The sequence below is a fragment of the Caballeronia catudaia genome (assembly GCF_001544755.2).
GTDB lineage: Bacteria > Pseudomonadota > Gammaproteobacteria > Burkholderiales > Burkholderiaceae > Caballeronia > Caballeronia catudaia.
This window is the reverse complement of the sequence record NZ_FCOF02000042.1, coordinates 1-12284: the sequence shown is the minus strand read 5'-3', so window position 1 is coordinate 12284 and position 12284 is coordinate 1. Positions and strand designations below refer to the sequence as shown.

Here is a 12284-nt window from a genome sequence, read left to right as displayed (position 1 = left end):
GACTCACCTTGTGTTGGCGCATATCAGCAGGCAACAGACATATGGAAGTGATCGCGCATGATCGGCACGGCCACCGAGGCGATGCCGAGGCCCACCAGCACCACCGAGAACGTCTTGGCGATGTTGCTTTCCGAGTTGGCCACCGCGACGCCGCCGATGGTGATGAGCACAATGCCGATCCCGTACAGGTACGGGCCGCTGATGAGGTTGCTGATCGTGCAGATGATGTCGGTCAGTCCCGTGAGCGACGAATAGTCGCCGGCGGCCATCGCCGCCATCGACACGACACTCAGCAGCGCGCCGACGAGCATCGGTTTGCCCGGGCGCAGGCGGCGGGCGACCGTTGTGGCGTGGATTAGAACTTTCATTCCCTTCATTTTGATGCTCCCGTTAAAAAACGCGTTGTAGGTCGTAATCGTTATCTTTGAAGCCCCGGATTTCGAGGATCTCGGAGACGTGCCGCATTTCGCCGGTGCGCTTGAAATGCACGACGTAGTTGAAGCAATCGGCGATGTTTTTACGCATGTCCTCGAGCTCCCAGCGCGAGCCGTTGGGGATGCCGAGCATGGCGAGCGATTCGAGGCGGCTGAGCGCGGTGCGCCCGTTGTTGGCGTGGATCGAGGCCAGTCCGCCGTCGTGGCCCGTGTTGAGCGCCTGCAGGAGGTCGTACGCCTCACCGCCGCGCACTTCGCCGACGATGATCCGGTCGGGACGGAAGCGCAGGCAGAGCGCGACGAGCAATTGGGTCGTCACGTTCGTGTCTGCGTTGGAGAGCAGCCGCACGCGGTTCGCGACGTGCAGCTTCAGTTCCATCGTGTCCTCGATCGAGATGACACGCTGGTCCGCAGGAATCTGTTCGATGAGCGCGTTGAGGAACGTCGTCTTGCCGGCCGACGTGCCGCCGGCGACCAGGACGTTTTTGCGCGACTGCACGAGCGCGACGACCGCGCGCATCAGCGCCTCGTTCTCGATGTCTTCCTCAAAGTGGATCGCTTCGGCGAATTCCGGTCGGGCGTTGGATGCGGCGAATGCGCCCATGCTCACGTAGTCGGTGAGCGCGAGCTTGGATTCGCGGTGCTTCCGGATACTGAGCGCGTGCCCGTCAATCGATGTCGGACTCATGACGGCCGCAATACGGAGATTCTGGTGACCCGCGTTGATGATCCCTTTGTCGCTCCCCGCCTTCGCCGATTTCTCGACCGACGAGGCGAGCGAATAGATCGCGCCTTCGAGGTGCTCAGGCCGCAGATCGATGTTCTCGCGCGTCATCACACCGCGCCGCTCGACCCATACGTTGCGGTAATCGTTGATCATGATTTCCGCGAGGTCGGGCGCGTCGAGCAACTCGCGCAGCGGCGCAAGCGCCCGGAAGAACATGCGCACCGCTTCCGCTTCGAGCGGGCGCAACTTCAACAGATGGTTGTCGGCGGTGTCTGACATGCGATGCTCTGTGGGCGATCTAACATGTCGAGTATTGTTCGCGTTGCAACGCTCCCGCGGGTGCTGAAAGAGGCGTCAAATTGTGCGGCTTTTGATGAGCGACGCCGATGCACTGGTCTACGAGACTGCGCGAGGGAAGCTTGCCACGCTATCGAGAGCAAGGAGAGCTACCTGGGTAGCGCTGTCAGCGGGGAAAGACGCTGAAAAAGATGTAGCTTTCTCGGCAAGCAGCGGGTCAATCTTTGCTAGACATAGAGTCTTTAGACTGATCCGACTAGCGGGCGTGTAGGGAAACCATGATTGAGATTGGGATACAACCTGTCTGCACAGTGTTGAACGCGAAAGATGGAGTAAAAACACTATGGTCGTGCCAGGGGCACTTGCATCGGTCAAACCCGTTCGTCATTTTCGAGTCGTCAGAGAAATTTGCACATCGTGTGCATCGGGCACTGGAAGCGGGATGCAAGTGGTGAGCTGCGGATTTGTTGGTGGTTGAAGGCGAACTTTCGCGACAGCGGTGTTCTTCAATGGTGGATCGAACCCCACGAACACATCTCACGATGGCGTTATCTCCCTGTCGTTCGTCGCGGGATCGACAAAGAGCTGCGGCGCCTCGCGACGTTACTCAATCCATTGACCGAATGACTGAATGCGAATACGAGGCCGAAAGAGGATTCGAGAAACAAAAAAACCCCGCAGACTCTGCGGGGTTTTTTCAGTAATGTCCAGATCGACTGCACTGGTTTAGCAAATCACCTCCACTGTTTCGCCGAACGGCGCCTTCCGAGCGCGCGCGAGCGGTGTGGTCGATGCCCACAGCACCGGGTAATGCGGTGCGACGGCCGGAAACCGCCCATCCATATCCGTCAGATAGACGAGAAACGCCGGATTCATGCCGTCTTGCACGATGCGATTGAACGGCTCGACGAACGCCGTTCCGCCACCACCGCGCACCGGCTTGATCTCCGGTGAGTCGCCGCGCTCGAAGACCTGCACCTGCGTCACGCGCGTATCGCAATCCATCACGATGAGCCGCGCCGGCTTCAACGAGTGGAAAACCAAGAGGATTTCCGCATCGAACTGCGCCTGCGTCTCGTCGAATACCGAGCCGCTGGAATCGCGCACGAAGACCGCGTCGCCGATCGTTGGCGTGTGCAACGCCGGCAGATAGAACCCGAGATGCAGATACCGGCGATTCGGCATGGCGAAGCTGTAGTCGGACGGCGAGCTCTGCTGCGCGAAGCGATGCAGCACCGCACGCCAGTCGACGAGCGGCCGCACTGCTTCACCGGCCATTGCCTGCAAATCCCCGGGCAGCTTGCCGCGCATCGCGGCCGCTTTCGCGGCTTGCGTGACGGCGACCTTCCACTCCGCTTCCTTCACCGGCTGGTCCGGACCCTTGTACGGCCGAACTTCGCCAAAGGACCCCGGATTCGAGGGCTGCTGATCCGGGCGAGTTTGCTGACCCGGCTGCGGAGCCTGTGGTCCGCCCTGCTTCCCGTTTGACTGCGACGGTTGATTGGGCGGACTCGGCTGCTGCTGGCCTTGTGGATCCGGCTGCGGTTGTGATTTAGGCTGAGATTGCGGCGGCTGAGGCTGTTGCTTCTGCTTGGCCTCCTGCGTGAGCAACCCGTAGATCTCCTCAGCCGACTTCCCCGTATAGCGCGGATCGATCAGCACACCCTTCGGCAAAACCATGCCCGCGGACAGCACGATCGGATTGATCGCGTAGTCACAGGCGTCGTTCCACCGATCCGGATCGCGCGCGCCCTGGCGCCAGCAATGACCATTGGCCACATGCAGGACCTCGTGGGCGACGATGCCGCGCACTTCCAGGTCGCTGAGCGAATCGAGAAAGTCAGGGTTGTAGCCCATCGTCTCGCCATCCACCCAGAACGTCTTGGCCGTGGGATCTTCGCGAACAGTCAGTAGCAGCGCGAGCGCCCCGAAGAACGGTTGCGACAGAACGAGCTCGGTGCGCTGCCGGGCAATGCGCGGATGAACCGCGCAACTGCCCGACATGGCCCCCAACACTATCGTATTGCGGTCCATGACGCCCCCTTACGCGACGAGGCGCAGTTGGCCCGCGTGCGCCGATTCGACTTCCATCGGCTCCGGCTGCATGCCCATGAACGCGGCCATCAACCCCTCGATCTCCTGTGCCTTGCTGGCCACCTGAGAGCGCAGTACGCTCGAATCCTTCAACTCCGCGCCCGTGTGCACGGCCAAATGCGACTTGGCCTGCTCGAGGATGTGCGTCAGTTGCGGGTCATTCGAGAAGTTGAGCTTCGGCAGCAGCGCGCAGAGTTCCCGCACGTTGTTGGCGACGTCCAGTCGGACGTTGCCCGTCGCGTACAGGCGGTTGGCCATCTGCGAAACGGCTTCGTAGAGACGGCGCACCAGATCGTCGTTCGCGGTCGCGATCGACGCCAGAACGTGCTGGTCGAGCTCGCTCTTGAGCGTCGTCAGCACGTTCGCCGGCAATTCGACACCGAACTGGCTGGCGTCAGGAAACGGCAGTACCGCCATCTTGACGCCGAACTTGGTCGACAGCTCAGCGAGAGTTGGATAGTCCGCCTCGTTGAATAGCCCGTTCAGTTCCTCGCGAGCGGCCTCCTTCAGGTCTAGATAGTCGGTCAGGAACACGGAGACCGCCAAGTCGAACTCGTCTTTCAACGAGCGCATTTTTTCGGCGAAATCCATGTAGACCATCGTCGGCAACAGACGCACGCCCAACTGGTCGTACTTCAGGGTGTGGTCATAGAAGTACGAGCGGATGCGACCGGCGAGCGTGACAACTTCAGCGAAACTCGGCGCGTGCTCGGGCAACAGGCGCTTGTTGAATCTGCCGATGCCCTTCGTGTGGTGCTTGTTCTCGACCTCCTCCGTGACCTTGCCATCGAAACGGCGGGCGACCCAGGCGGAAATCGTGACCGAGCAGAGCATGACCTTCGATTGGAGGGAAGTGATGTCCATGAGAAAACTCTGTATAGAAATGGGAATGGATGAAGCAAATGAAAAGGCCCTGCGCGTCCGAAGACACGACAGGGCCGAGAGGTGACGCTGAAAGACGTGAAGCTGAGATAGAGAGTGAAGCTGAGGAGCGTATTACTCGCCGCGGATGATCTTGCCGATCTCACCGCCTTGCGCCGCGATGAACGCGTACGAGTTCTGGATCTGCGGGGAGCGCTCGACTGCATCGAGCATTAGCAGCGCCACAAACTCGCGATGCCCGTCGGCTGCCAGTCGCTCGGCGTAGCGCACGACGCGATCGAAGTTCGCCTCGGTCGCGCGCGCCGCGAGTGCGGTTGCGGTCGCATACAGCGCCGCCGGCATCGTCGGGATCATGGCCGTGTCGGGTGCGAGGAGAATCGCGTCCGGTTGCGGCAGTTCGCGGAAGATTTGGAGGAAGCCGAGGAGTTCGGTCGCCGCGCCCTCGCCCACCGATCCGGCGTAGGAGATCAGCTCGAGGTGCTTGGGGACTACATCCATGGTTTTCGCCACGAACCCCCAGCTACGCGGACTCGGTGTGTTCTCGATATCGCGCGACGTTTTCTGCACGGACAGCAAGTCCGGACGGAAGCGGAGGAACGCGATGAGCGCGGGCGGGATGTTTTCGCGCACGGCCCACTGCGTCCAGCCTTCGATCGATGGTTCCAGTTCGACCACCGTGGCGAACCGGGAAATCACCGGATCGAGGATGCCCGACACACCGGCGTTGTCCGTCCGGCGGTTGGTGGCCGCGAGGAAGGTCACCTGCGGCGGGAGCACGTGCTCGCCCACACGCCGCGCGAGCAGCAGTTGCATCTTGGCGGCTTGCACGGCGGGCGAGGCCTGCCCGAGGTCATCCAGAAACCAGATGAGCGGGCGTCTGGCGGTCATCGCGCGTTCCAGATCCCCGAAGGGCAGGAACTTCGCGGTTGCGCCGTCGGCCGAGGGAAACGGCAACCCTTTCGAGTCGGTCGGATCCTCGACGACCGGATGGCTGATGAGCAGTTCGTGATCAGTCGCTTGCGCGGTCTGTTCAACGATGTCGCTCTTGCCGATACCGGGGCGCCCAGTGATCAGCACCGGCAGGCGCTTCGGCACGTACAGCGAGAGAAGTTCAGTGAGTTGAGCGGGCGTGACTTTCATGATGGCTTCCAGGGAAGCCCCATCAAGACTACGCCCGTAGGGACGTGGTCCCTGTGGGGCGATAAGCGAAATGCCGGCTGGTGCCGGCAAGGTCGATGCGTCAAAGACGCGGGTGATGAGAGCAGTGTAGGGAGCTGGCCGCGCTGGCAACGGCGAAATGATCGCTTTTTTGGGGTGCCTTATCCGACCGCGCCCGTCTTGATGGCGAAAAAAACCCGGAACGGATGCCGGGTTGGTTAAAGATTGTCTGATTAGCTCCTGCCGTGTCCGAGAGGAAGCGTCTCCAAATCGACGACACGCAAGATACGCGTCGTCCTGGGGCATGCGTTGTGCTCGAACGCAAATCGAACGCTGGCCTCGATATCGGCCCGCACTTCTGCGTCGGTCGGTTGATCCAGCCCCGAGCGGGCACGGCTGACGATGGCCGACAGGACGCCGACCAGCGCTTCCGAGCCATCTTTATGCACGTCCAGATTGCACATCTTGAGCCAGTCGTAGACCGCCTCGCTCACACGTTTGTCATCGGCGATTCTTTGTAGCCGCTTACGCGACCTGAGCACGACAGCCGCGTCGTCCTCTTGCGGCGGCATTTCCGGTTGTTTCATGATTTACCTTCGGTGGATTTGTCCACGTTGTGCGGAGGTTGATGAGATGAACCTACTGACCAGCCCCTGTCGGATCAAGCTCCGACAAGGGCTGATTGCGCCGGATGGCGCCATCACGACAGAGGTTGCCGGAAGGCGCCTCAGCTTGCGCGCTGCTCGAGCGACGCTCGCGCATAGGCTAGCGTGCCGTCAGTCGCACGAAGCGATACCTGCAGGCGACGCACAGGGTCGGCGAGCGCGTACCGCACGCTTGCGCCCTGGCGGACGCTCACGATCTGCGAAAAGCCTTCAGCGATCGTGCGATCGACCCAATCGGCTGCGGTCAAGACAGCACCCTCCTCTGTACGAACACGCGACATCAGCGCCATCTCGCGGGCACGTGCAACTTCACGCGCAACGCGCCGCGCCTCGCGCTGCGACACGGACAGCGCCTCCCACTCCGCCTGCTGCGCCGAATCCATGCCAGCCAACTCGAAGATCGCCCGACGCCGCGCCGCGGCGCGAACGCCGATGAGCTTCATTCCGAACACTTCCCGCACAGCCAGTTTCGTCCCGCGGTTCGCGTCGTCAGGTCGATCAAGCACACTCAGCAGATACGACATGTCGCCTTCCTGAATCGCTTTCGCGAGATCGTTGCCGAACGTGTGCGTGGACCTGCCGTGATCGAGAATTGCCAATTGCTTGCCCAGTTCGAGATCGCGCTTGCTCTTCGTGCCCGTTGCCCGCGCCTGCTCGAGCTCGCTCAACCGCTTGTCACGCGCTTGATCAGCCAATGTCCGCCTGAGCACTTCCGCGAACTTGCATGACGGCTGTCCGACGTCGACCGGCTTTAGATACGCCTCCGGCAACGGGTGCGGATCAAGCACGCCCTTTGCGTGCAACAGATCGTCGATCTCCACCGTGGTCGGCTCGTTTCGGGCCGGACCCATGAGCATGACCAGCAACGCGGCGTTCTGTGAGGTGATCGCCTGCTTCGAATGACGCATCACAGACGCGAGCGCCGCGAGCTTGGGAAGCGGCAGCGCACCACGCAGTTCAGGTACAACAAGCAGCGGCTTTGCCCATTGCAGGTCTGAGTCGAACTTCGACAACGAGGTGTAGTCATCGATGACCGCCTGCGGAACCGGCTTTCCTGCGGCGAGCGCATAGGCGACATGGACTTCATGCCGACCGTTGCGCTGACCGCCTCCGTCCTCGACGACCGGACCCGCGTAGCGAAATCCGAAACGGCGTTCGGATTCAAGCTGCAGGTGCTCGAAAAGATCCAGCCCGCGACGACGATACTTACCCGCCTCCTCGTTGGCTTGCGCCAGCTGATCAGATGAAAACAGATACAGCGGCTCCCGAGCCAAATCAAAGGCGAGATAAAGCAGCTGCCAGTGTTCGCGGCGGATTTGCCACGGCTCCAATGCGGCGAAGGCGGGTCTGAAGTACGCCCCATCGATTTCGTCGATCAGCGACAGGAAGACGCTGGTCGCAGTGCCCGGTCTGCGCACGGTCAATGTGCCGTTGAAACGAGCGACCGGAACGGGATGGCCGAAGAAAGCGAGCGATATGTCGGCCGCATCGAGGCCGGCGGTAAGCGTGTTGCTCCGGAAGAAGCTCAACACTTCGAGCATCGTGCGGAAGGACTGGGAAAATCCTGCGAAGGAAAGCTGATACATGATCGATTGCCTCAATGAAAAGCCGGGCGATCGATCCCCGTCGGGTCGATGCCCGGCAAGGGTGGGTGGCGCCTACCGGCGCGAGGAAAGAGAGAACGGCGTTACGCGGCGTCGAGCAATCGCGCAATCACGCGCGCGAGCGTCCACGCGTGGTCGCTCGAGAAGACCTTCGCGCGCAGCAACGGCATAACTGCGTAGGTCCGCTCAATCGCGTCAACGGGCGGTCGGCGGCTAATCCAGTCGACGTGGATGATCCACCCTTCCGAATTGCCCGTGCAGACGGACACGGAGATCCGGTCGTACGCGAACGATTCCGGCCACAATCTGCTGTGACGAGCGCCGTAAACGGCTTCATTGGCGTCGTCGAGCATGTTGGCCGGGCACAGCCACTCCGGCTCGAGCTCCGTTTTGTACAAGGCACGGCTCAGGTCTGAGAAAACCTGACTCACCGTTTTGCCTTCGGTGTCCAGTCGTGCGACCGCTTTGACATCGACCGCGCCGGTGGCGCTGACGCCCATCGGCAGTGCAGCGGTGATCGGTTGAGGCATCGTGGGGCTCCTGAAATGCAAAACGCGCCCGTAGGCGCGCGAAAACGATGGACGAAAAAAAACCGCACCCCGGAGGGTGCGGCTTACGTGTTGTGACTCAGCTTGCGCTGCGTTGAATCAATTGCCCCAATCGCGTTCGCGATCGCGCTTCTGTCCGTTATGGTTTGTCCACATGAAGAAGGCAGCGATGGAGAGCCCGAGCACCAGCGTGAAAATCGTTGCGCCCACGTCATTCTCCTTTCATATGTAAGAATCCTGCATACCACAATATTACTCCAAGACCGACGAGAGCAGCAGTCCCAACGGCAGTCGCCCAATCCCATGAGGACGAGGAGTGCGCGTAACCCACCGCACCGCCGATCGATGCTGCCGATAGCGTGTGAAGGTACCGGCCGTTCTGCTGCCGCTGATCCTTCGACGGATTAGCGATCGCATAAAGCCTATTTCGCAGCCCCGGCCTTAAATCGGGCGGCACCGAGACCACGTAGGCGCCATCAGTCTTGAGAGACACAGGCAAGACGTAACCCTTGTACTCCAGGCTGAACGCCGGCGAGCATTCGGACTCCTCCATCTTGCTCAACAGCCCGTGCATGCGCGGCGCCAGATGAACTTGCCCAGTCGCTGGATCGAGGGTGACTCGGTCGATGATCGTCGTGCCGGAGCTGTACTCGATTCTCACCTTCGCCAGTTTCATCGACGACCTCCGCACTTCAAGTCGATTCCGCCAGCGAGACGCAGCCCATCAAGCATTGCCTGATAGCCGCCTCTGGTTTCAAGCTGCAGCAGGGAGACGTGGTTCTCTCCGCCACCGGTGAGGTCGGAACGGCCACGCCGAGTTCTAAAACACAGCGCGACGCCCGAGCCACAGCGCCGCTCGACCACATCGACAAAAAGCGTTTCGGTACGAAGCGACACCCGAACCGCAGAACTTCCACGGCGTGAATCGTTGACGATTTCGTGCGAACTGCCGGCGAGCCGCAAGTCATGCGCGACACGTCGAAGAACGCGCGTTGCATGACGCTCAAGGGCCGCCTTCGCGCCTGAATTGGCGCTACAGCGGTCCGCGTAAAACACTCGGGGAAGTTTCATGATTGCCTCGGATAAGACGAGGCAGGTCCCTTGCGGGGAGCCTGCCCCGCAAGGGATTTGCGCGGTTCACACCGCGCACTGAAGGATGTTGGACGAAGAGATCAGTGGGTGATCCGGTAGCCGGACCCGCTGGAGACGAGAAAGACTTGCTGACCCGGCGCGTACTGCTGATCGTCGACCTGCGTCACGACCACGGTTTGCCCGTTAGCGCGGCGAAGGAAGACTTCGACACCGCTGTGCCTCGACATCACCGAACTGACACGCTGCGCGATCAGCCCGGAGGCCGAGCCGGACAGCGCGCCGGCGATATATCGGCCGCGACCATTACCGATGACCTGCGAGCCGAGAAACGCGCCCGCTGCCGCGCTCACGATCGAAGTGATGCCCGATGTATCGGACGGGTTCTCGATCGTGATCGGACGAACGCGCAGGATGGTTGCCTGCTCGTACTGACCGATGTGCTGCACGTCATAGCGCTGATACGTGTTCGGCGAACCGAAATCAGCAGTGGCGCAGCCGGTCAGAGCCGAAAGGAGGACGACGGCGAAGAGAAATTTGAACATGGATTGCCTCAACAAATGAAAGCGGGGCCATCCGTCCCCGAGGGGCTGGTTTGCCCCATAGGGAAGAAAGAGAACGAACAACGAGAAATGCGAAGCGGCGCGCGTCAGTGCGTAAGCGAGGCGATCGCAGCCGAGAGGAACACCACGCCGACGAGAAACGACAGCATCTTCCAAGCTTCAGCGTCCTGTTTGGCGTACCAGGCGAGACTGCTGAAAGCATGTTTGAGTATCGGGAACATGAGCGACTCCTGAATCAGGGAGGGAGCCGCCCGTGAAGGGAAGCTCCAAGCATCGGAAACAACGAACCGGCGTCCAGCAAACTGCACTGGACGCGTCATCTAAGGGGACCTACGAGGTGGTGCGGTTAAGGTGATGCAGTCTGACGTGACCGCTGCTCACGAGATGCCGCTCGGCTTGATGATTGAGCGGATAGTCCCAGGTCACGACCGCCGTACCGTCGCTCCACACCGAATTGATTCGACCGGTGTAGCGTTGCGGCGGACTAGCCTCGACGTCCGTAACGATCACACGCTGATTCGCCATGAAACCGCTGTTGCTGGAAACTTTGACGATAGGTGCGAGATTGCGAGACATAGACAGCTCCTAGAAAAAAAGGGAGCCGTCTCCCATTGGGATTGGCTCCCAACGGGACGAAAAAAGGCGACCAACAGGTGGTCGCCAGAAGATAGCCGTCAAAAACGGCTGGAGAGAAGAATGGACCTCCAGCACGCTGGAGGGGTAGGTCGATGCGCAAGAAGCGCGGGGAATGACGTTAGTCTACTGATCCAGCGTGGCGCCGAATGAAGGAAAGCTCGCGATTTCGCTATGCCTCTTCTCATTCATCGTCTTCGGTCGAGCGGCAATGACGCGATCAGGCTCCGCAACAGCAAAAAAAGCGCCGGATCCTTGCGGAAGCGGCGCTTAAAGTTCGTTTTGTATCCGAGGGCCGTGACGAACTTAAGCAAGATTTTATTCTAATGATCGGCGGCTCATCCCAACTGCCGAAAAGCGAGGGCAAACTCGCTCTCATTGGTCCTTTGCGCCCATCGGGTAATTCGAAATGATTCGTCGGAGTGAGTTAGGTGTGGTACCAAAACCCTTCGGAGCGATCCACAGGGGTCTTTCTTTTTTGTCTGTGCTCGCGCTTACCTGCCTGCCTTCGCCGCCTTGACTTCGCGCTGCAACTGCGAAGATGAATCATCCTCTTCGATTCCTCTTCGCCATGCTCCAAGCCATCGACCTGTCCTCGTTGCGCGCGCCGCGCATCAATCATCAACACATCGGTGCTCCCGCGCGAGATTTCGCCGTCACGCCCGAGATCGCCGCGCTGCTGGCAGCAGATGCGGTCGTCGCGATTGGGGTGAGTGGAGGCAAAGACAGCGTCGCTTGTGCGCTGGCCGTGGCGCGTCACCTCGATGCGATTGGCCACACTGGTCCGAGGATTCTCGTGCATTCCGATCTCGGTCGCGTCGAATGGTGTTATGGCGCGCGCTGGAATAGGTTCGGCGTCGCGTGCTATTCGAGGTGAGACGATGAAGTTCGTCGCGCGCCAGACGGGAAGAATGGTGTCTTGAGCAGTGCGCGACGGAACGGGCAGCCAGACGGGGAAGTGTCGCGCATACGGCCGCCCATGTGAAACGGCCCCGGCGCGATGAACGCCGGGGCCGAAGGTCAGAACGGATCGTCCAGTGGATCCTCGTCGAGCGGCGGAACGCCGTCGGGCGGACGATAGCGGCGTGCCTGCTTGCCGTATTCCCAGTCGAACCAGTGGTAGAGGTCGGCGAGCATGAGCCGGATGAGGTAGGCCGCTTCATCGGTGAGCTCGGGACGGCAGGGCGTCGTGTTTCGGGTAAAGATGAACATGGTGTATCTCGCGATTGAAGAATGACGGATTAGAGATCGCGTTTAACGCATTTCCTCGATGGCCTGCTGCAACAGCTCGTCGGGGAGATGGTTGAGTCCGCGGGGGACTGCGAGCTGCATGGCAATACGCAAGATGCGCCCGGCCTGCCGGGGTAGTCCGCGCGAGGCCTGACGCAGCAGTTCGAGCCCGGAATCGGACAGCAGCGTATGGGTACAGCCGGCGGCCTTAAGCGCGTGTGTGATGAGTTGTGCAAAGCGTTCGCGCTCGATCACAGGCTGCAATTGCACGCGCGCCTGGACGCGGCTGTAGAGCGCGGCGTAAGGTGTGCGTTCGAGCATGCTGGCCAGCGGCGGATGACCGACCAGCCACACGGTGAT

General features: G+C 60.9%; 14 protein-coding genes and 1 pseudogene. All 15 read right to left on the bottom strand.

Annotated elements, in window-relative coordinates:
* Positions 1-23: 23 nt before the first annotated feature.
* Positions 24-377 (bottom strand): TrbC/VirB2 family protein, encoded by a 354-nt coding sequence (locus AWB75_RS29280; RefSeq protein WP_061127517.1) that lies wholly within the window; start codon positions 375-377, stop codon positions 24-26.
* 13 nt (positions 378-390) lie between these two features.
* Complete coding sequence (locus AWB75_RS29275; protein ID WP_061127516.1) at positions 391-1440, bottom strand: CpaF family protein; 1050 nt, start codon at positions 1438-1440, stop codon at positions 391-393.
* A 744-nt stretch (positions 1441-2184) separates the two neighbouring features.
* Positions 2185-3492, bottom strand: coding sequence for a vWA domain-containing protein (locus tag AWB75_RS29270; RefSeq protein WP_061127515.1), 1308 nt, complete (start codon positions 3490-3492; stop codon positions 2185-2187).
* A 9-nt stretch (positions 3493-3501) separates the two neighbouring features.
* Positions 3502-4416, bottom strand: coding sequence for a hypothetical protein (locus tag AWB75_RS29265; protein WP_061127514.1), 915 nt, complete (start codon positions 4414-4416; stop codon positions 3502-3504).
* A 132-nt stretch (positions 4417-4548) separates the two neighbouring features.
* Positions 4549-5574 carry an ATP-binding protein gene (locus tag AWB75_RS29260; protein ID WP_061127513.1) on the bottom strand — a complete coding sequence of 342 codons (1026 nt, stop codon included), beginning with the start codon at positions 5572-5574 and terminating at the stop codon, positions 4549-4551.
* Positions 5575-5825: 251 nt separating this feature from the next.
* A complete protein-coding gene (locus AWB75_RS29255) occupies positions 5826-6179 on the bottom strand; it encodes a hypothetical protein (protein ID WP_143746526.1) in 354 nt (117 codons plus the stop codon).
* 140 nt (positions 6180-6319) lie between these two features.
* Positions 6320-7843, bottom strand: coding sequence for a hypothetical protein (locus AWB75_RS29250; protein ID WP_061127511.1), 1524 nt, complete (start codon positions 7841-7843; stop codon positions 6320-6322).
* 101 nt (positions 7844-7944) lie between these two features.
* Positions 7945-8391, bottom strand: a complete 447-nt coding sequence (locus AWB75_RS29245; protein ID WP_143746525.1) for a hypothetical protein — start codon at positions 8389-8391, stop codon at positions 7945-7947.
* A gap of 229 nt (positions 8392-8620) precedes the next feature.
* Positions 8621-9085, bottom strand: a complete 465-nt coding sequence (locus AWB75_RS29240) for a hypothetical protein (RefSeq protein ID WP_061127509.1) — start codon at positions 9083-9085, stop codon at positions 8621-8623.
* Positions 9082-9480 (bottom strand): hypothetical protein, encoded by a 399-nt coding sequence (locus AWB75_RS29235; RefSeq protein WP_200823051.1) that lies wholly within the window; start codon positions 9478-9480, stop codon positions 9082-9084. The genes AWB75_RS29240 and AWB75_RS29235 overlap by 4 nt, the downstream gene beginning before the upstream one ends.
* A gap of 101 nt (positions 9481-9581) precedes the next feature.
* On the bottom strand, positions 9582-10217 hold the full coding sequence (locus AWB75_RS29230) for an outer membrane lipoprotein (RefSeq protein WP_327220055.1): 636 nt from the start codon (positions 10215-10217) through the stop codon (positions 9582-9584).
* A gap of 174 nt (positions 10218-10391) precedes the next feature.
* Positions 10392-10637: a hypothetical protein gene (locus AWB75_RS29225; protein WP_143746524.1), complete on the bottom strand. Its 246-nt coding sequence runs from the start codon at positions 10635-10637 to the stop codon at positions 10392-10394.
* Positions 10638-11121: 484 nt separating this feature from the next.
* Positions 11122-11496 carry a hypothetical protein gene (locus AWB75_RS37800; RefSeq protein WP_159462818.1) on the bottom strand — a complete coding sequence of 125 codons (375 nt, stop codon included), beginning with the start codon at positions 11494-11496 and terminating at the stop codon, positions 11122-11124.
* 218 nt (positions 11497-11714) lie between these two features.
* Positions 11715-11906 (bottom strand): hypothetical protein, encoded by a 192-nt coding sequence (locus tag AWB75_RS29215; protein WP_061127505.1) that lies wholly within the window; start codon positions 11904-11906, stop codon positions 11715-11717.
* 42 nt (positions 11907-11948) lie between these two features.
* Positions 11949-12284 (bottom strand): annotated as a pseudogene (locus AWB75_RS29210) (AAA family ATPase); the annotation flags it as partial.